The following is an 18505-nucleotide window of genomic DNA, read 5'->3' as shown; positions in this document are numbered from 1 at the left end:
GATTATACATAATTAGTGGAGGTCATATTTATGGAGCCATTGCAGAATAAAGTGGTAATAATAACTGGCAGTAGTAGAGGGATTGGTGCAGCTACGGCTGTTTTACTAGCGAAAGCGGGAGCCGATGTGGTAATTAACTATCATAGTTCTGAAAAAGAGGCTTTAAAGGTTCTTGCTGAAGTGGAAAGAACAGGTCGAAAAGGTAAGGTTATACAAGCCGATGTCAGAACGACGGAAGGTGTAAAGGCCCTAGTTGATGAGACCATTGGTGAATTTGGGAGAGTTGACATTCTCATAAACAATGCAAATATTGACTTTGCATTTAAACCTTTCACGGAAATGAGTTGGGAAGAGTTCTCCTATAAGTTAAATAACGAAATGAGCGCAGCATTTCATTTATGCCAAGAAGTAGTTCCCCATATGGAAAAGCAAGGAGGAGGAAAAATAGTACTAATTTCCAGTTCTCTATCCCGGACTCCTTCACAGGGATTCATTGCTCATGGTACAGCCAAAGCAGCTATTACTACATTTGCCCAATACTTAGCACAAGAACTGGGACCAAAAAATATTGTAACCAATATTATCTCTCCTGGTTTAGTCTTAACGGATGCAACAAAAGACCAACCTTCAGAAATGCATGAGATTCTTAGAAACTTAACACCATTACAGCGTTTGGCAAAACCTGAAGATGTCGCCGGAGCTATTTTAAGTTTGGTAGCTAACTGGAATGGGCATATAAATGGTGCTTATATTCCGGTTAATGGTGGAATTGACATGAGTTAAACTAAAAGGAAGATTGTTAGAAATATACTTTAACTGTCATTTTAGTTGAGCAACAAAAAAAGCCTAATTTCTCAATTTTAATGCTGAGTGAAATTGGGCTTTTTAATATTGGAATTTCTTTATCGTTGTAAATTCGGGGTTTAGTTGGTAGGACCCCATTTAGAAACTAAGGAGTCAGTCCCATGCCGCTTTAAAAACGACTGGATTTGGCGCCGAAATGCCCTGTTCCTCTACATCTACGATTCTTTTTTTAACTGTTCATTAATCAAAATGTTCATACGTCTGAACCGCTTTTTTATCACTTCTGCTATTTTTGCCCCATGAAATCGTCCATCTTCAATATAGACCTTATTCGTTGTCCCTCCAGTTACAACGCCCGCGAGAAATATGTTCTCAATATTCGTTTCATAGGTATCTTTATTAAACATAGGAACTAATGTAGATTCATCCATTTGGATCCCTATATTTTTAAGCATTATACTATCTGGTTGGTAACCAATCAGAGGAAAAACGAAGTCATTTTCTATACTCACTTTTCCTTTAGGAGTTTCAAGAAGCACGGAATCTTCTGCTATTCGAAGAACATTAGATTGAGGAAAGAAATCAATTTTTCCTTTTTCAATGAAATTTCTAATATCCATTAACAGAGTAGGTTTAATCCCGTAGTAAGCAGATTCGCCTCGATGAACCAATGATACTTTAGCTCCGTTGCGATATAAGTCAATGGCTGTCTCAATCGCAGAATTTTTTCCTCCAACCACTAAGACACGCTGTCCATAATATTGGTGTCCCTCTTGGTAATAATGTATTACTTTTGGAAGTTCTTCACCTTCTATATTCAATCGTCTTGGATGATCGAATATTCCTGTAGCGATAACGAGCATTTTTGTTTGGTACATGACAGATTTTCCTTGGTGATTGATCGTTTGGAGAGTAAAATGCTCCGGTTCTTTAATGATTTTTGTGACCTTGTGATAACATTTAATCTCAAGAGATTGTCTCGAAACAACAGATTGATAGTATTTCATTAATTCTTGACGTGTCGGACGTTCCTCTTTGGAGAGAAAAGGCATCCTACCGATTTCTAAACGATCGGATGTACTATAAAAACGAACATTCAAGGGGCATTTTACGATTGAATTTACAATTCCCCCTTTTTCCAAGATGACATAATTTAGGTCTTGTTCCTGAAGGGCAAGTCCAGTTGCTAAACCACAAGGCCCCCCACCAATAACAATAACATCGTAAATCATATAGCATACGTCCTTACAGTTTATTACACCCGCAATTTTTTGCAGATACAAACTCCATATTACCCCTATGCGGCGCTTATTATACTGGATTAAATAACTTAAGATGTTTAAATTCTTTAAGGAAAAATAGAATATAGAGGTATGAATCGAGATGAAAACCAGCGCCTTTAGACGCTGGCCGGTAGTTAAATTTGCTACAATCATCATTCCAACAAAAACTCTCATCTGATTGATTGATTAAGCGCTTCGCGAGAAAAGGCACCTACCATATTTTGGTTTTCCTCATTGATGGACACGGACTAGCCCATGGATAATGTTTTTAATAATATCGTCTTGCTGAAAACAAATAAGAAAAGCCCTTTGTTCGAGGGCTTTTCTTAAGTAATTTAATTTAAACGAGGAAATTTATTAAGATTTGTTCCTATTCAAACAGTTACAAAACAGGCTTTGGTTTGAATAAGAAATGATTCTGGATTCGATCATCCTACTCCCGCATAAAAACCTCGGCGGAAATAATAAATTTTTTTAGATTGGGTACTTCTCGATTATTTTATCTACCTTCTGATCGATGTGATTATTTGTTTCCACTTTGTTCTACCTTTGTGTTGCTGATCTCTTCGTTTATACGATCGATCTCCTTTTTTAACTCAGCAATTCGATCTACGCCTTCTTTGCCTCTCCCAGTCTGGTTGCCAACCCATTTTCCACCAAGATATACCCCACCACTGATACCGATTAGTAATAGATCATTTTGGGAAAACTTAAGCAATTCATCGCTACTAATAAAGTGATATAAGAAGACAAATCCATAAAGTCCCGTCCAGAATAAAATCTGAAAGCGGGAAATACTCGGAACCGTCGTATCATTTTTGCTTTGAATCAATTTAGAGAAATTAGTCTTTAGAAGATTTGCCATGAAAGATACATACCCAATAACAGTCAACAATTTTAGTATTATTATCAACCAGTACATTTACAGCACACCTCCGTAATCAACTTGTTCATATTAAATATATAGCTTACACATGCGGAAATATGCTCAGGTTTTTCAAGAATTGAATACATTGGTCTGTACTGTTATTAGTGCAATTCCATCCACGAGACTTTCGGTAATTTTAATACGGCTAGTGCATTGATACACTCTAAAATACAAAACAGTGGGAAAACGAATGCTTCCCACTGTTTATTTCGTTATTTTGCTGGTTTTTTCATTAATAGTTTTGAAAATTTCATTGATTGATTCTCACTAACAAATGTGGAACCTAAAAGCAATGCCCCACCCAACATTTGAACAAATGTCATTTGTTCTTGCAAGATAATAGCAGAAATCAATAATGATGTGATTGGGTCCACATAACTTAATGCAGCTATGCTTTGCCCTTTTAATTTCTGCATACCTGAGAAGAATAACAAGAATCCGATACCTGTGTGTACCATCCCTAAGATTAATATAAATGGAATTGAAGAACTTGATACATCTAAAATACCGAATCCTTTAGTAAAGAATACATATGGCACGAGAAGTAATGTCGCTGTTCCAAGCTGAATGAATGTAGTTTCTAACCCGTCCATGTTTTTGATGAACTTGTTGAATAGCATTAATGAAGCGTAGAATACAGCTGCCATTAATCCATAGCCTATCCCAATTAAATCATCTAATCCAGATGTACTTAAACCACCATTACCAACAATAAATAACATACCTAACATGGCTACACCAATGCAGATTATTTTCTTTGTTGATAATTTTTCCTTAAGGGCAAATGGAGAAAGAATCAGGACAAACACAGGTGCAAAATAATAACTTAGTGCTGCGTTAGAAATGGTCGTATGCTTGTACGCTTGGAAAAGGAAAATCCAATTTCCACCCAGTGCAATACTCGAAAGTAATAAAACTAAAGCATTTACTTTAACCAATACCCATGGAATTTTTTTCTTCATCATAAACATGACTGTCATTAAAAATAAACAACCTATTAAACCACGTAACAAAGCTATTTCACTCGAAGCTAAATCAATGTATCTTACAAATACGCCAATCGTACCAAAGATTATCATTGATAGTAGGAATTGAATTTTAGATTTCATCGTCTACTCCTCCGAATCTGCGAAACAGCTTATATTTCGCAGATTCTTAATCTGTTTTTAATATAAGCTTATTCATTGCTGAAAGGGCAGCTGGAGTAAACGGTGGTGGCGGTGATGTAGAAAATGCCTTCCAAGTGTATAAATTTATATTTGATAATGGCATAAGAATCCCCCTATTTCTATTAGCATATTAATATAATCAATTATACTAAATGTATGCTTATTGAACTTGATGTAAGAGTTTAAGGTCTAGCTGCCATATTGGCAGCTATTTTTTATTGAACTAAGAAGCAGTACAGTGTAGGTAGGACAACAATTGTTTGAATCTTCCGATTTATCTATAATAATATTAGTATTAAATTCAAGGGGGAGTCCAGATTGGTAATCAAAGTAGGAGACATAATTAAGTTTGAACGGACATTCAAAAAAGAAGATGTTGAAATGTTTACAAAAGTATCTTTGGATGAAGGGAATCATCATATTACTCCAGATGAACAGGGGAGAGTTGTTGTTCAAGGCTTGTTAATTGCTACATTACCAACAAAGGTTGGTGGAGATTACAATGTACTCGCTCGTACTATGAATTTTGAGTTTTTAAGACCAGTTTTTACGGGAGATACAATAATTTGTGAAGTAACAATTGAGCAGTATGAAAAGCAAGATAATAATAGAACATCCATTATGGCATCTTTCTTATGCACAAATCAGAATGAGAAACAAGTGTTGAAAGGAAACTTTGCGGGAGTGATATTATAAATTAAATTTTCTTCTTAACTCTTGTTTTATATTACGAATCTTTGGTCTTCCTTCGCACATCGGGGCAGTTCCCCCATATATATAGAAATAAAAAATAAACTGGGGGAGTACGATGTCTGGAGGCCCACATTGGATGCTGCCATTTCTCCCTTATGGCGCAGAACTATTATATGCAGAGTCCGAGCCAAAAAAGGCTTACCTGCAATTTGTCAACTTGGATCAGGATGAGTTTAAGGAAATCGTTGGTGTATATCGCCTCAATCAAGAGCTGTATCTTTTTGTATTAAACAACACTTTTGGCCATTGGCGTTTAGTCTCCTTAATCAAGGGGCAAGGCTATCAGGTCAGTTACCTTGGTACGGCCAATATTACAAACCGTAATGCTAAAAATCTTGTGGTTGGCTGGCAGCTTGGGGCCATCTGGTCCCACCTATCCATCTACGAGTGGAAGCATAATAGCATAAAGGAACTGGATCTGAAAGGGGATTTCACCTTTAGTAAAATAGAAATAGAAGATATGCCTGGGTGGAAGGGGAAGGACGGATTAGCGGAAATTGCCCTTTGGGTTCATGATACAGGAGAAGCCTACAAGGTAGAAGTTTACCGTTGGGAAAAAGATCGCCTTGTACCTGCAAGGGATGTTGAGCACTATTACTTTCAAAAGGTAGCCCAATATTATAAACAGAAAATTAAGGAGCACCCTGAATATTCATTTTATTACCCTTACTTGGAAGATGCAGAGAAGAAAGCAGATCAACGGTCTTTCGTATTCCGTGAATCAAGAGCCATTTCGCTTTTCCCCGCTTCCGTTAAAGAAATAGGCGGCAGTAAATGGGGGTACATCAATTCTAAAGGGAAATTCATTCTAGAGCCCATTTATGACGATGGGGAAGACTTTCAGGAAAATGGCTTGGCAGTGGTCAGACTAAACCAGCATACAGGAATCATCGATACCCATGGCCATTTTGTCGTTCAACCGAAATATGATGGAATTACCACTTTTTCGGAAGGGCTTGCGATTGCGAATGACCTGCAAGGCTTCAGAGTCATTGGTGAGAAAGGAAGGGAAATTACCCCCAAAGCGCATTCCTATATCGGCGAGTATAAGGAAGGACGTGCGCTTTTCGCGGATACCAATCCGAACGGGGAATATTTATATGGATATTTAAATAAAAAAGGAATAGAGATCATTCCAGCATCCTTTGAACAAGCAAGTGATTTTTTAGATGGAAAAGCGATTGTAAAAATGAAAAACGGCAGCTATTCCCTAATTGATCTTACAGGGAAGGTGCTCCATTCCTATATGTTCGCATATGTCGGTAATTATGGGGAAGGTCTGCTTGCGTTTAAAAAGAGAGAAGATGGAAAATTTGGGTATATCGACGAGCAGGGCAATGTGATCATCCAGCCACAATTCTCCGCGGCTGAAGCCTTTAGCCAAGGGCGGGCAATTGTTAACGATGCTGATGATTATTCCAATCGTTATGGTGTGATTAACCGCAATGAGCAATTGATCATTCAACCTGAGTATGAACAAATTTTCAATCTGGGAGAGGATAGATACCAGGTGGGTAAGGCGATTGATCCCAAAAGTCCGTATCTCGGTGCAAAATACGCAGTGGCAAATGTGGAAGGCCGTCTTTTAACTGGCTTTGTCTATTCGGAAATCACGAAATATAAAGATGGAGTGGCTTCCGTAACCAATAATCAGGATACGTTTTTTATCGATCGAAATGGAAACCGGGTTCAGAAATTACCATTGATTTCCGGAAGCGGAACATTAGTAAAGGATAAAAACCTAATTAAAGGGGAAATCGATTATCGCCGCCTTTATTTTAATAAAAAAAGCGAACTGATTTGGAAGCAGAATACAGTGATTCCTTTAAACAAGGAATATGCCGTGATGGAAGACAAATACAAGCCAAATAAGGATTATTTAGTTTATTTCCCACAGATTCAGGGAGGCGCTTTTGAGGATGTCAATCAAACATTAAAAGATCTCGCAGGGGTGAAAGAAATTCCTGCACATACGCAGCTCGAATCAAGTTATTTCGGAGATTTTGATATCAGCTTTTTCAAAAAAAATTTGCTTGTCATTGAAATAACCGGTTATGATTATCCTTTCGGCGCTGCACATGGGATGCCGGTTAAAAAACATGTTCATATCAATCTGAAAACGGGTGCCTATTATCAGGTCAAAGACTTATTTAAACCGGGTGCAGGCTATGTAAAAATAATTAGCAATCTAATTCGGAATCAAATTAAAAACACTAAAATCTATTCGTATTTAAATCTTAATGAATATAAAGATATTCAACCGAATCAGCCGTTTTTTATCAGCGAAGGAGGTTTGAATATTTATTATGCTCCTTATGATATTGCCCCTTATGCCGCCGGGATGCCTACTTTTACGATTCCATTTGAAGAATTAAAAGGGATTCTGAATAAAAGTGGGGATTTTTGGAAGGCGTTTCATTAAAAAAAGCATTGTGACCCAGTGGAGTCAGATGCTTTAAACTTTTAGATATGCTTTCTTCGATAAAACAACCAATAGCTTCCGATACCGATGACAATCACGATTCCAACTGTACCTGGAACAATATAGGATTTCCATGACAGTTCTTCTTTTTGCACGGTCGGTCCCTGTTGAGTTTTTTCTAATGTTTTATTAGTGGCAGCTTCTATATGTGACTGTGTAAAGATATTTACTCCTAATAGAAAAAATAACAGCAATGCAATTTGGGAGATTTTTTTTAACATTGTTTTCAACTCCGTTAAATTGTTATCTTGCTGTACTCATTCTAGCATCAATTCCGTTAGGTAAGATGGATTGGACAACAATGTTCACAAAGGTTTCAAAAAGGGAGTGCATTGTGATAATTTTTCCTTCCGGTTGAATACTAAATAAAAGCTAGGGAGGGATTTGTTTGGAACTCAGTCAGGACAATAAATTTGAGGAAACCTTTTTACCGGGCTATGCCGAACCATAGCCGCTACGTGAATTAGAAGAGTTTTATTTGTAAGGATCTGTTAAATTTGGTTGTTGATTTCCGCTTCAAGCAGTCCACTTTATTATTTTTCAACAATAATAGTGTTTTTTCTCAGCAGTAATTATCTCTAAATAGACAGAATTGAACCACTAATATATTCTTTATTAAGAACAATTCGTTTCTTTTTGAGGAGGTATGGATGAAAATCTGTGTATTTCTGCTTATTGCTGGATTATTAGATGCGGTCTTGACGCAACTTGGAATTGAAAATGGAATTATTAAAGAAGGAAATCCGATTATGACGCAAGTGATCGAATCAGGCTGGGTATATTTTTATATGATAAAAATTATTCTGCCTCTTATTCTAATCGGCTTGTTTTACCTTCGGCCGCTAAAAGGCAGAGTCAAAACACTGCTCACAGCCACCGGTGTACTATATTTTTCTGTATTGGCATACCATCTTGTTTGGATTCTCCTTTATTTAAACATGTCCAGCTAATTAGCTGGACACTGTCAATTGAATAAGTTAGTATCAAAGACGAATATAATAAGAAGAACGTAAAGGATAAAGGAGTACCTTATGATAAACAAATTAAAGCCTATCTTACAGGAAGCATGGCAGAAATCTGGCTTTGCGGAGCCGACAACAATCCAAACAGAAGCCATCCCGTGCGTTTTGGAAGGGAAGGACCTCATTGCCGAGTCACCAACAGGCACAGGAAAGACGCTTGCCTATTTACTGCCGCTATTAAATAAAGTTGACTCTAATTTGCCGTCGTTGCAGGCTGTCGTGCTTGCATCATCGCAGGAACTCGTAATGCAGGTTTACCAAGAATTCCAAAAATGGTCGGAAGGCAGTGGAATTCGCGGAGCATCTATTATTGGCGGGGCAAACGTAAAACGGCAGCTGGAAAAATTAAAGAAGCGCCCGCACGTCATTTTTGCGACACCAGGGCGATTATATGAACTCATAAAACAGAAAAAAGTAAAAATGCATGAAGTGAAATTGGTGGTTTTGGATGAAGGTGATCAACTGCTGACCCCGGAACACTTAGGGACCGTCCAAAATATTGTCAAATCAACGATGGCGGACCGCCAAGTGGTGTTATTTTCCGCGACGATGAAGGCTGAAACCGAAAAACATGCCGCCGGTTTAACGAATGCTCCGGAAGTTTTACGAGTGGGGAAGGGTGAGGCTGCATCCTCAGGAGAAGTGGAACATATTTATTTCCTTGCCGAACAGCGTGATAAAATCAAACTACTTGAAAAAATTGCCCGTCTAGAAGGAATCAAAGCCTTAGCATTCATCAATGACATTGGCGAGATTCAAGTGTTTAAAGAAAAATTACATTTTAAAGAGCTATCAGTCGGGATTTTACATAGTGATATGAAAAAGTTAGAGCGCCAAGCGACACTAAAGGCATTCCGTGACGGCAAAATGACGATGTTGATTGCAACAGATGTGGCGGCAAGAGGCCTTGACATCCAAGGTGTTACCCATGTTGTTCACATTGATTTTCCAAGAGACATTGATCAATATGTCCACCGGTCCGGAAGAACAGGGCGCATGGGCGCAAGCGGCACCGTGATCTCCCTGGTTACCGAAAGGGAAGAACGGGAACTGAAACGTTTCTGCCGAGAGTTAAAAGCTCAGCCTCATAAACGGATATTTTACCAAGGGGAAATTGCCAAACCTGAAGAAAAAGTACGCTAGACAGTGGGATTCCGCTGTCTTTTTTTATAGAAGGATATCATCATTTTTTCTTGAATTGTATGTAAGAGGAGTGGTGAACATGGAAAATCCCAAGCTGCAAAAATTACATGATGAATGGCTCGAGGAAGCAACCATTCAAGAAATGCAAGAAAAATTGTCCAGTGGTGAGCTGACTTCGAAAGAACTGATTTTGCTGTATTTACATCGAATTTCTACTTTTGATAAAGGGATTAATTCCATTTTAGAACTCAATCCAGATGCTTTGCAGATTGCTGCTGCCCTTGATGCCGAACGGAAAGAGACAGGCCCTCGCAGTCTACTGCACGGAATTCCGATTTTAATCAAGGATAATATTGATACGAAAGATAAAATGCACACGAGTGCCGGATCTTTAGCATTAAAAGATTCCATTGCCTTAAGGGACTCCTATGTCGCGAAATTGTTACGAAAAGTTGGAGCGGTTATCCTTGGTAAAACAAATATGACCGAGTGGGCTAATTTCATGGCAAAAGGAATGAAAAATGGCTATAGTTCCCGCGGCGGTCAGGTATTAAATCCATACGGACCTGGCAAATTCGATGTGGGCGGTTCCAGTTCAGGGTCCGGTGCTGCAATTGCCGCCAATTTAGCTGCCGCCGCTGTTGGTACCGAAACATCCGGTTCCATCCTCTATCCATCATGCCTAAATTCCTTAGTTGGAATCAAACCAACTGTCGGGCTGATTAGCCGGAGAGGGATTATTCCCATTGCACATACCCAGGATACTGCAGGCCCAATGGCAAGAACCGTGGAGGATGCTGCCACTCTTTTAAATGCACTGAACGGAAGAGATGAAGAGGATCCGATTACAAGGACAAATCCATTTGTCGATTACGATTTTACAAAACATCTTCTTAAAGATGGTCTCAAAGGAAAAAGAATCGGAATTGCATGGGAGGGATTTGTTGAGCCAATGCGAGAGGACCAGCGGGGGGTCATTCTTACTGTCATTGAAGTACTCAAATCCTCCGGTGCTGAAGTAATCGAGAATATTGTGATTCCATCCGTTAAAGCAAAGTGGAAATATGATGTCCTTACTTACGAATTTAAACTAGATTTAAATGCTTATTTGAATGGTCTCCATCCAACTGTTCCAATTCGAACATTGAAGGATCTGATTAAGTTTAATCAAAATAATGAGGAATCAATGTTGAAATACGGTCAAGCCGTGTTGCTTGAATCAGAAAAAACGAGTGGTACCTTAACGGAAAAGGCATATTTTGAAGCATTAGAATTTGACCGCTATCATGCAACCGTCAAAGGAATCGATTATGCCTTAGAAACTTATCAACTAGATGTCATTGTTTTTCCGGGAGAGGAAGGGTCGCATATAAGTGCAAAAGCCGGTTATCCGACGATTGCAGTCCCAGCAGGTTACACCGCTAGTGGGGAACCGGTGGGAATTACTTTAGCCGGAACGGCATATAGTGAGCCTGTTCTGATTGAAGTTGCCTATGGTTTTGAACAATTAACACTTGTTCGCAAGCCCCCTGTATTAGAATAAGTTTGCCTCCATTCACTCATACTATCATTGACTTTCTTGAAAAAGGAGATGGTAAGTGTGGGAAGAAAGAAGCTTGGCAATGCGAATGCACAGCGGAACAATAATAGCAAAAAGCCGATGAGAAATAGTTCCGAGCTTGTTGAATTTTCAACAGGAGAGGATTTAAAACGTAACCGCCCGAATAGTAAATAATAGCGAACGCCTCCTTGAATTGGAGGCGTTTTTTAATGATTTCGATCCTTAATATGGGGTCGATTTGTTGATAAAAAAAGTAGATAATTTCCCGAATTGTTGATATCGGTTTAAAATTTGTTGATATCCTTCAAAAGTGTGTTGATATCCACTAGAAAAATGTTGATATTTCCTCAATTTATGTTGATATCCGTCTCTGCCCCCCCAGAACACACTAAGAATAATACTCGTCCCCAACATTTTTTAAAGGTTTTAATGCAGGTCCCTCAATTACCTCACCTGAATAAGAGAAGCGTGAGCCGTGACACGGGCAATCCCAGCTTTTTTCGGCATGATTCCACTCAGTTTCACAGCCAATATGGGTGCAAGTAGTATCGACAATATACAGTTTGCCATTTTCATCTTTATAAGCACCCGCTCTTTTCCCCTTGTGCACGACAACAGAGCCTTCTCCCGGCTGCAAATCCCCCGGATCCTTTGGTACATACTCCAATTTTCCTTTTAAAAGATGTTTGGCGACATCCGCATTGGTCGAAATCACCTGTTTTAAATCAGGATCTGCTTGGAAACGAGAAGGAGAATATAGCTCTTTGTACTGGTTATCCCGCTCAAGCACATAATCCGTCAGTAAATGCCCGGCAAAGATTCCGGTGGTCATGCCCCATTTTTTATAGCCCGTGGCTACTAAAACATTTTCCTTATTTTCAGTAATTTGGCCAATATAAGGAACACGGTCCAGTGTCACTAAATCCTGTGCCGACCAACGGTATGTATATTCAGAGATCCCAAATACATCCTTTGTAAAATCCTCAAGCGCCTTGAAATGGGAAAGCGTGTCAACTCCTTGCCCCGTTTTGTGATTTTCGCCGCCGATAATCAACAAGTTTTCCCCATTAAAAGGCGTATAGCGTATCGAACGTGGCGGGCTCTCGGCATTGATATACATGCCGCCAGGGTATTCTTCGGACATTTTGATCCCAATCGCATACGATCTTGAAGCATACATTCTGGCAAAATACAGTCCAGGTTTATCATAAAAAGGAAAATGTGAGGCAATAATCACTTTTTTACATGTGACGATGTGACCTTCCTTTGTTACTACTTTTGGATGGGAGGTTTCCTCCTCTTCTAAATCAATGGCGGGAGTATTCTCAAATACTTTACAGCCTGCACTTACAGCTTCATCCAAAAGCGCCTTTAAAAATTTAAGCGGGTGAAACTGAGCCTGATTGCGCATCATTAAAGCGCCGGTTGTTTGAATTTTAAATGGAATGGTATCTTTTAATGCACCATCAATCCCTAGGCGCTCATAGGCGGACATTTCGGTTTCAAGCTGCTGCTTATATTGCTCCGTTGTGGCATAAATATAGGCATCCTGCTTGCTAAAATCGCAATCAATCCCTTTTTCATTTACCATTTTTTCTACAAATTGAATGGCGTTTGAATGTGATTCATAGTAAAGTCTTGCATTCTCCTCGCCAAAATGATTGATTAATTCATCATAGATAATGCCATGTTGGGCAGTTACCTTGGCAGTCGTGTGTCCGGTTGTCCCATTCAACACTCCGCCAGCCTCGAGGAGAGCCACCTTTAATCCTTCTTTAGAAAGTAAATAGGCGGCGGTAATCCCGGTAATCCCTGCCCCAACAATCGCTACATCAACGGATAAATCTTCCTTTAAAGCTTCAAAACTTGGCAATTCTATTTCACGCCAATATGTTTTCGGGAACTTATTGGTATTTTCAGATGAACTCATATTTTATCCTCCAGTTAAAATTTACTTATGTTTAATTTTTCCTAAATTGATAAAATTAATCTGATGTAACTGGGGAAATTTTTAAATACATTTAGATTGACGTGGGATAGCTGGATTGTTATTTTTAAATATGAATATTCAATAAATTCTGGCGTTAATAGCCTCCCAAGTAAATCTTGAGCAGTTTTTCGCCCTAATATGAATAAGAAATCGAATTGAAAAGTTGAAGTGGGTGAAAAGGATGGCAAAAAATTTTGAAACAGAAATACTACATGAAGAAAAAAAACGGGAGAGAAAGATTTCGAGTAAAGTAACCCCTATTTATCAAACATCGGCTTTTCCGTTCAAGGATCTTGACGAACTAGAGGGCTTTTATCAAGGCAATGGCAGTTACCTATACTCACGCACTGGAAATCCCAACACAGACGAGCTGGGGGAAGCAGTTTCCAGGCTGGAAGGGGCGCCTGCCGGTGTTGCCGCATCTTCCGGTTTAGCAGCTATTTTGGCAGGGATTTTGGCCGTTGTAAAAAATGGCGACCATATTGTGGCGGCAGATGACCTATATGGCGGCAGCTATCATATGCTTGAGAAAGAATTAAATGACTTTGGAATTGAGACAAGCTTTGTTTCCTTTGCCGACAAATCCCAAGTGGAAAATGCCATTAAAGAAAATACAAAGCTTTTATATACGGAATCAATTTCGAACCCACTATTGCGGGTTGAGGATATTGAAGGTGTCGTAAAGATTGCAAAGAAGCATCAGTTGATTACACTCGTAGACAATACGTTTGCAACGCCATATCATTGCCGTCCGTTCTTAATGGGTGTTGATTTGGTGGTCCATAGTGCGACAAAATATATCGGTGGACATAGTGATGTAATCTCAGGAGTTTTAACCGGAAGTGAAGATTTGCTAGCCAAAGCAAGAACAAAAGTTGTCAGCCTTGGAACAAACGTCAGCCCTTTTGAAGCGTGGCTGACATGCCGTGGTTTAAAAACATTGGCATTAAGAATGAAAGCACAATCTTCGAATGCCCGAAAATTAGCGGAAGCCCTGTCCCAAAACAAGTTTGTTGAAAAAGTGTATTACCCGTTTCAAAAGGATCCGGAAGGTTATGGTGCGATGGTAACCATTCGGCTTTCAAAAAAGGTTGACATTCATCAGTTTTTCCGTTCCTTATCTTGGATTAAAATTGCTCCAACACTTGCCGGGCTGGAAACAACCGTTTCTCATCCTTTAATGACTTCACACCGGGATCTGCCGCCTGAAGTTGCAGCAGGGTTGGGCATTACCAAAGAGGTAGTGAGAATTTCTGTTGGAATAGAGCATGGTGAGGATATTATCACGCAATTCCAACAAGCCATTGAGAAATCTCTTTAATAATGAACAGCACCCTAAGCATTGGCCCAGGGTGCTTTTTTATAAATTCATTGAGATTGAGACTGAGACTGAGACTGAGACGAATCATCTTGATTGGATGGAATGGGGTCAATTCGGGTTGAGTCTTCTATGTCCAGTGCTCGTCGCATTGCAAGGATATAAGATCCAAAGATAAATCCAAGACAAATGAGAAAGCCAATTGCAGTAGCCCACCATAAAGCCATGAAAAATCCCCCCTTTTTTACACTATATGCTAAGGGGGGACCAATTTTTCCAACGTATTTAAAGTGGCAATATCCTATTCCTTTTTCTCATGCCCGCCATAGTAATCGACCTTTTTAATATTCACTCCCACAAATGTTTCAATAATCGACTGACCGCCAGCTATCGAAAAAATGAAAATAAAAACGAATGTTACTTTTGGAAAAAGCAAATAGGCGCCGCCAAGGAGGATGGCACTCCAAACGCCTGCACACCAATAACATTTCAATAGATACCCAAACATCGAGGTCGGTACCTCTTTTGATTTTGTTCCCTCTTTTGTCTTTACTTCCACCTTTTTCACAAACGGCTTCCGAATAAATTCGGTTATTTTATCGAAAACAATCAAATGGGTTAAACGATAGCTTGCCAAAATTAACATAATGTAGGTAATCCATGAAATGTCTCTCACTTTTCAGCCCCCAGAGCAAAACGAAATATTTATGAGTACTTGTATATTTTGAGCCTTAAATCAAAAATATATATTCGGAGGAGGCGAAAAAATTGAAAAAATCATTCTGGATCAGTATTTTGTTTTTCCTATCATTATTCTGCATTCCAAGCGTTTCATTTGCCCAGCAAATCTATACCGTACAGTCCGGTGATTCGCTATGGAAGATTGCTGTCCGGTTTCAGGTTGGGCTCTCGGAACTTATTTCGGCAAACCCGCAGTTTAAAAATCCAGCCATGATTTACCCTGGCCAAAAAGTAACGATTCCCAATTTGGGTGCTACTAAAAGCATTGAAAATCAAGTCATCCAATTAACCAACCAACAAAGAGCTAAACATGGATTAAAACCATTCACACCTGATTGGGAGCTTTCAAGGGTTGCCCGCTATAAAGCGACGGATATGAGAGATAAGCATTACTTCTCCCATACAAGTCCAACCTATGGTAGTCCATTTTCGATGATGAAGAATTTTGGGATTTCTTATCGGTCTGCAGCTGAGAACATTGCCGCTGGACAAACAACACCACAGGAAGTGGTCAATGCCTGGATGAACAGCCCAGGCCACAGGGCAAATATTCTAAGCAAAAGTACTACCCGCATTGGAGTAGGCTATGCTAAAGGCGGAACGCAAAGGTATTATTGGGTGCAAATGTTTATATCAAAGTAACAGGAAAAGCGGAAGCGTCTTAAGCTGGCGTTGAAATTAGACAACTTACTCCTCCAATGAGTCTGCCAGATTTTATTAAGCAAAGTAAAATAGTGGATGATATTTCTTTTTTTGAATCGAGCGGTGTATGCTATTTCAATTGATTGAAATAGACTCAGGAGGGAAAATGCTTATGTTTGATTTTTCAGTAATTACGGATAAAAATATAGAAGAAGCGATTCAAAGTCTTGAGGAAAGTTTAAAAGAAGAAAAATTTGGTGTCTTGTGGGAGTTTGACATAAAGGAAAAGCTTCAGGAAAAGGGACTGGAATTCGATAAAGAGTTTAAAGTTCTAGAAGTATGTAACCCACATGAAGCACAAAGAGTGTTGAATGAAAACGAGTTAGCTGGATACTTCCTGCCTTGTAAAATAGTAGTATATGTAGATCATGAAAAAACGAAAATTGGGATGCTGAAACCAACTGCACTCATTAGTCTTTTAAATGATGAGAAAATGAGCCAATTTGCAAAGGACATTGAAGACCGGTTAATCAGTTGTATAAAGGGTTGTATTTAATTAGTATAAATGTAAAAATCAAAAAAATGAGTCTCAACTGAGCTCATTTTTTTCTTATGAAAGAGTAAACAACTCTTTAATAGAAGCGAATTTAAAAAATACGGTTGACTTTATACCCTAGTGGGTATATTATAGGGCTTGTCAATGTTATTTCACTTAAGGCAAAAAGGTTTTCGGATTGTCTAAATATATAATTTTTGAAGGTAAGCTTTTTAATAATAGAAATAAAGGAGGTAAAAACCATGGATTACAATGATCAAATTAAAAATAGAGTAAAACGTATTGAAGGTCAGCTGAGAGGCATTTTAAGAATGATGGAAGAAAATAAGGACTGCAAAGAGGTCATTACCCAGTTATCTGCAGCAAGAACCGCCATTGACCGTACCATTGGGGTTATAGTAAGTTCTAATTTAGTGGATTGTGTCGAGAAAGCAAATAACCAAGGTGAAAAAAATATGGAAAAATTAGTAAAAGAAGCTGTTAATCTGCTAGTAAAAAGCCGATAAAAAAGGGTTGACACCTTCTTTTATTTTCATTAGTATTATACCTGTAGGGGTAATGGTAATTTAAAAAACAATTAGGAGGAACTAAACAATGAATATAACGAAATTATTAGATGCAAAAGGTTTAGCTTGTCCAATGCCAATTGTGAAAACAAAAAAGGCAATAAATGATCTTGAATCTGGTCAAATTTTAGAAATTCATACAACAGATAAAGGTGCAAAAAATGATCTTGCAGCTTGGGCTAAATCAGGAGGTCATGATTTACTAAAATACGAAGAGGAAAAGAATATTTTAAAATTTTGGATTAAAAAAGGATAATTTTTTTATAAATCAATATACCGGTATGGGTATAAAAAATGAAAATTCGGAGGTATTTATGACGGAAAAGAAAAAGACCACCATCATCTTGTTCAGTGGCGATTACGATAAAGCGATGGCAGCATATATCATTGCGAATGGTGCAGCTGCTTATGATCACGAAGTCACCATATTTCATACATTTTGGGGATTAAATGCTCTTCGTAAAGATGAAAATATTCCGGTGAAAAAAGGATTTATGGAAAAAATGTTCGGAAAAATGATGCCAAGAGGCGTGGATAAAATGGGACTTTCCAAAATGAACTTTGCAGGGTTAGGTCCTAAAATGATCAAAGATGTTATGAAAAAGCATAACGCAATGCCTTTACCACAATTAATCGAAATGGCTCAAGAACAGGATGTAAAATTAGTAGCATGTACCATGACAATGGATTTGTTAGGCCTCAAGCAAGAAGAACTATTAGATAATATTGTATATGCTGGAGTGGCAGCATATTTAGCAGATGCAGAGGATGGCAGTGTTAATCTGTTTATATAGTAACAGGGAGTGTTCCTGATAAAAAGGAGGATTCAAAATGCACTATTTAAATTATCTTGTCTTTGCCTTATTCATATTCTTTATACTCAAACGATTCCTTCCAACAAAAGGCATTAACATTATTTCTACAACAGAATTGAAATCAGAATTAAATGACAAGAATAAACAATTTGTTGATGTTCGCACAACAGGAGAGTTTAAGGGAAACCACATCAGAGGTTTTAAAAATATCCCTCTCCATCAACTTGCTCAAAAAGCAGAGAAAGAACTTTCAAAGGAGAAAGAAGTAATAGTCATTTGCCAAAGCGGAATGAGAAGCCTGAAGGCTAGTAAAGTGCTAAAAAAATTGGGATTTACTAAGGTATCAAATGTCAAAGGTGGCATGAGTGCCTGGCTATAATCAAAATATAAGGAGGATATCACTATGAGGGAAATAACTGCAAAAGAAGTAGAAACATTATTAAATCAAGGAAAGATATTAAATATCATTGATGTCCGCGAAGTAAAAGAGGTAGCAACAGGCATAATTCCGGGTGCTATCAATATTCCATTAGGGTTAGTTGAGTTTCGTATGCATGAATTAGATAAAACAAAAGAATATATCATGGTTTGCCGTTCAGGAGGTAGAAGCGGCCAGGCTACAAGGTTCCTTGAAAGTTATGGATTTAATGTAATTAACATGGCTGGTGGAATGCTTGCTTGGGAAGGGTTAGTAGAATAAATTTTTTTAAAATGCATTATACCCATACACGT

The 18505-nt window shown here is 38.4% G+C and carries 22 protein-coding genes; 15 read left to right on the top strand and 7 right to left on the bottom strand.

All coding sequences use genetic code 11. The features are described from left to right. Nucleotides 1-30: 30 nt before the first annotated feature. Nucleotides 31-783, top strand: coding sequence for an SDR family NAD(P)-dependent oxidoreductase (locus BIV60_RS07890; RefSeq protein ID WP_071355178.1), 753 nt, complete (start codon nt 31-33; stop codon nt 781-783). Nucleotides 784-1019: 236 nt separating this feature from the next. On the opposite strand, the gene BIV60_RS07885 is transcribed toward BIV60_RS07890, so the two are convergent. The 3 genes from BIV60_RS07885 to BIV60_RS07875 all read right to left on the bottom strand — a co-directional run bounded on the left by BIV60_RS07885 (nt 1020) and on the right by BIV60_RS07875 (nt 4124). Next, nucleotides 1020-2243, bottom strand: a complete 1224-nt coding sequence (locus BIV60_RS07885) for a YpdA family putative bacillithiol disulfide reductase (protein WP_177177242.1) — start codon at nt 2241-2243, stop codon at nt 1020-1022. 367 nt (nt 2244-2610) lie between these two features. Further along, nucleotides 2611-3009, bottom strand: a complete 399-nt coding sequence (locus BIV60_RS07880) for a hypothetical protein (protein WP_071355176.1) — start codon at nt 3007-3009, stop codon at nt 2611-2613. A gap of 218 nt (nt 3010-3227) precedes the next feature. Next, complete coding sequence (locus BIV60_RS07875; RefSeq protein WP_071355175.1) at nt 3228-4124, bottom strand: DMT family transporter; 897 nt, start codon at nt 4122-4124, stop codon at nt 3228-3230. Nucleotides 4125-4478: 354 nt separating this feature from the next. Here BIV60_RS07875 and BIV60_RS07870 point away from each other — a divergent pair, with 354 nt between their 5' ends. Next, nucleotides 4479-4880 carry an FAS1-like dehydratase domain-containing protein gene (locus BIV60_RS07870; protein ID WP_371261513.1) on the top strand — a complete coding sequence of 134 codons (402 nt, stop codon included), beginning with the start codon at nt 4479-4481 and terminating at the stop codon, nt 4878-4880. Nucleotides 4881-4992: 112 nt separating this feature from the next. Further along, complete coding sequence (locus BIV60_RS07865; protein ID WP_071355173.1) at nt 4993-7359, top strand: WG repeat-containing protein; 2367 nt, start codon at nt 4993-4995, stop codon at nt 7357-7359. Between the two features lie 41 nt (nt 7360-7400). Here BIV60_RS07865 and BIV60_RS07860 read toward each other — a convergent pair whose 3' ends face one another. Beyond that, nucleotides 7401-7640, bottom strand: coding sequence for a hypothetical protein (locus tag BIV60_RS07860; protein ID WP_071355172.1), 240 nt, complete (start codon nt 7638-7640; stop codon nt 7401-7403). 429 nt (nt 7641-8069) lie between these two features. Between BIV60_RS07860 and BIV60_RS07855 the strand changes: the two genes are divergently transcribed. From BIV60_RS07855 to BIV60_RS30245, 4 genes are all read left to right on the top strand, one after another. Then, nucleotides 8070-8369, top strand: a complete 300-nt coding sequence (locus tag BIV60_RS07855; protein ID WP_071355171.1) for a DUF5658 family protein — start codon at nt 8070-8072, stop codon at nt 8367-8369. Between the two features lie 81 nt (nt 8370-8450). Then, nucleotides 8451-9584 carry a DEAD/DEAH box helicase gene (locus BIV60_RS07850; RefSeq protein WP_071355170.1) on the top strand — a complete coding sequence of 378 codons (1134 nt, stop codon included), beginning with the start codon at nt 8451-8453 and terminating at the stop codon, nt 9582-9584. A 79-nt stretch (nt 9585-9663) separates the two neighbouring features. After that, complete coding sequence (locus BIV60_RS07845; protein WP_071355169.1) at nt 9664-11127, top strand: amidase family protein; 1464 nt, start codon at nt 9664-9666, stop codon at nt 11125-11127. A gap of 57 nt (nt 11128-11184) precedes the next feature. Further along, entirely contained in the window at nt 11185-11319 is a 135-nt protein-coding gene (locus BIV60_RS30245) for a hypothetical protein (RefSeq protein WP_256218337.1), read from the top strand. A 214-nt stretch (nt 11320-11533) separates the two neighbouring features. Here BIV60_RS30245 and BIV60_RS07840 read toward each other — a convergent pair whose 3' ends face one another. Then, entirely contained in the window at nt 11534-13075 is a 1542-nt protein-coding gene (locus tag BIV60_RS07840; RefSeq protein ID WP_071355168.1) for an FAD-dependent oxidoreductase, read from the bottom strand. A 241-nt stretch (nt 13076-13316) separates the two neighbouring features. Here BIV60_RS07840 and BIV60_RS07835 point away from each other — a divergent pair, with 241 nt between their 5' ends. Continuing rightward, nucleotides 13317-14456, top strand: a complete 1140-nt coding sequence (locus BIV60_RS07835) for a trans-sulfuration enzyme family protein (RefSeq protein ID WP_071355167.1) — start codon at nt 13317-13319, stop codon at nt 14454-14456. Between the two features lie 47 nt (nt 14457-14503). Here the strand turns inward: BIV60_RS07835 and BIV60_RS29525 are convergent, their stop codons facing one another. Next, nucleotides 14504-14680: a hypothetical protein gene (locus BIV60_RS29525; protein WP_177177241.1), complete on the bottom strand. Its 177-nt coding sequence runs from the start codon at nt 14678-14680 to the stop codon at nt 14504-14506. Between the two features lie 74 nt (nt 14681-14754). Continuing rightward, nucleotides 14755-15129, bottom strand: a complete 375-nt coding sequence (locus BIV60_RS07830; protein ID WP_256218336.1) for a DUF1360 domain-containing protein — start codon at nt 15127-15129, stop codon at nt 14755-14757. Nucleotides 15130-15221: 92 nt separating this feature from the next. Here BIV60_RS07830 and safA point away from each other — a divergent pair, with 92 nt between their 5' ends. From safA to BIV60_RS07795, 7 genes are all read left to right on the top strand, one after another. Then, a complete protein-coding gene (gene safA, locus BIV60_RS07825) occupies nt 15222-15836 on the top strand; it encodes a SafA/ExsA family spore coat assembly protein (protein ID WP_071355166.1) in 615 nt (204 codons plus the stop codon). A 172-nt stretch (nt 15837-16008) separates the two neighbouring features. Beyond that, nucleotides 16009-16392 carry a DUF302 domain-containing protein gene (locus BIV60_RS07820; RefSeq protein WP_071355165.1) on the top strand — a complete coding sequence of 128 codons (384 nt, stop codon included), beginning with the start codon at nt 16009-16011 and terminating at the stop codon, nt 16390-16392. Nucleotides 16393-16634: 242 nt separating this feature from the next. Beyond that, nucleotides 16635-16898 (top strand): metal-sensitive transcriptional regulator, encoded by a 264-nt coding sequence (locus tag BIV60_RS07815; protein WP_071355164.1) that lies wholly within the window; start codon nt 16635-16637, stop codon nt 16896-16898. Between the two features lie 88 nt (nt 16899-16986). Next, nucleotides 16987-17214 (top strand): sulfurtransferase TusA family protein, encoded by a 228-nt coding sequence (locus BIV60_RS07810; RefSeq protein ID WP_071355163.1) that lies wholly within the window; start codon nt 16987-16989, stop codon nt 17212-17214. Between the two features lie 58 nt (nt 17215-17272). Next, nucleotides 17273-17752: a DsrE/DsrF/DrsH-like family protein gene (locus BIV60_RS07805; RefSeq protein WP_071355162.1), complete on the top strand. Its 480-nt coding sequence runs from the start codon at nt 17273-17275 to the stop codon at nt 17750-17752. 37 nt (nt 17753-17789) lie between these two features. Continuing rightward, nucleotides 17790-18152, top strand: a complete 363-nt coding sequence (locus BIV60_RS07800; RefSeq protein ID WP_071355161.1) for a rhodanese-like domain-containing protein — start codon at nt 17790-17792, stop codon at nt 18150-18152. A gap of 24 nt (nt 18153-18176) precedes the next feature. After that, nucleotides 18177-18473 carry a rhodanese-like domain-containing protein gene (locus BIV60_RS07795; RefSeq protein WP_071355160.1) on the top strand — a complete coding sequence of 99 codons (297 nt, stop codon included), beginning with the start codon at nt 18177-18179 and terminating at the stop codon, nt 18471-18473. The last annotated feature ends 32 nt before the right edge of the window (nt 18474-18505 follow it).

Source organism: Bacillus sp. MUM 116, from assembly GCF_001866655.1.
Lineage (GTDB): Bacteria > Bacillota > Bacilli > Bacillales > Cytobacillaceae > Neobacillus.
This window is presented reverse-complemented; position numbering and strand designations above follow the sequence as displayed.

Excerpts from the sequence above, each read along its gene's own strand:
- BIV60_RS07890 (WP_071355178.1), top strand. The coding sequence starts at position 31 with ATGGAGCCATTGCAGAATAAAGTGGTAATAATAACTGGCAGTAGTAGA.
- BIV60_RS07885 (WP_177177242.1), bottom strand. The coding sequence starts at position 2,243 with ATGATGATTGTAGCAAATTTAACTACCGGCCAGCGTCTAAAGGCGCTG.
- BIV60_RS07880 (WP_071355176.1), bottom strand. The coding sequence starts at position 3,009 with ATGTACTGGTTGATAATAATACTAAAATTGTTGACTGTTATTGGGTAT.
- BIV60_RS07875 (WP_071355175.1), bottom strand. The coding sequence starts at position 4,124 with ATGAAATCTAAAATTCAATTCCTACTATCAATGATAATCTTTGGTACG.
- BIV60_RS07865 (WP_071355173.1), top strand. The coding sequence starts at position 4,993 with ATGTCTGGAGGCCCACATTGGATGCTGCCATTTCTCCCTTATGGCGCA.
- BIV60_RS07860 (WP_071355172.1), bottom strand. The coding sequence starts at position 7,640 with ATGTTAAAAAAAATCTCCCAAATTGCATTGCTGTTATTTTTTCTATTA.
- BIV60_RS07855 (WP_071355171.1), top strand. The coding sequence starts at position 8,070 with ATGAAAATCTGTGTATTTCTGCTTATTGCTGGATTATTAGATGCGGTC.
- BIV60_RS07850 (WP_071355170.1), top strand. The coding sequence starts at position 8,451 with ATGATAAACAAATTAAAGCCTATCTTACAGGAAGCATGGCAGAAATCT.
- BIV60_RS07845 (WP_071355169.1), top strand. The coding sequence starts at position 9,664 with ATGGAAAATCCCAAGCTGCAAAAATTACATGATGAATGGCTCGAGGAA.
- BIV60_RS07840 (WP_071355168.1), bottom strand. The coding sequence starts at position 13,075 with ATGAGTTCATCTGAAAATACCAATAAGTTCCCGAAAACATATTGGCGT.
- BIV60_RS07835 (WP_071355167.1), top strand. The coding sequence starts at position 13,317 with ATGGCAAAAAATTTTGAAACAGAAATACTACATGAAGAAAAAAAACGG.
- BIV60_RS29525 (WP_177177241.1), bottom strand. The coding sequence starts at position 14,680 with ATGGCTTTATGGTGGGCTACTGCAATTGGCTTTCTCATTTGTCTTGGA.
- BIV60_RS07820 (WP_071355165.1), top strand. The coding sequence starts at position 16,009 with ATGTTTGATTTTTCAGTAATTACGGATAAAAATATAGAAGAAGCGATT.
- BIV60_RS07815 (WP_071355164.1), top strand. The coding sequence starts at position 16,635 with ATGGATTACAATGATCAAATTAAAAATAGAGTAAAACGTATTGAAGGT.
- BIV60_RS07810 (WP_071355163.1), top strand. The coding sequence starts at position 16,987 with ATGAATATAACGAAATTATTAGATGCAAAAGGTTTAGCTTGTCCAATG.
- BIV60_RS07805 (WP_071355162.1), top strand. The coding sequence starts at position 17,273 with ATGACGGAAAAGAAAAAGACCACCATCATCTTGTTCAGTGGCGATTAC.
- BIV60_RS07800 (WP_071355161.1), top strand. The coding sequence starts at position 17,790 with ATGCACTATTTAAATTATCTTGTCTTTGCCTTATTCATATTCTTTATA.
- BIV60_RS07795 (WP_071355160.1), top strand. The coding sequence starts at position 18,177 with ATGAGGGAAATAACTGCAAAAGAAGTAGAAACATTATTAAATCAAGGA.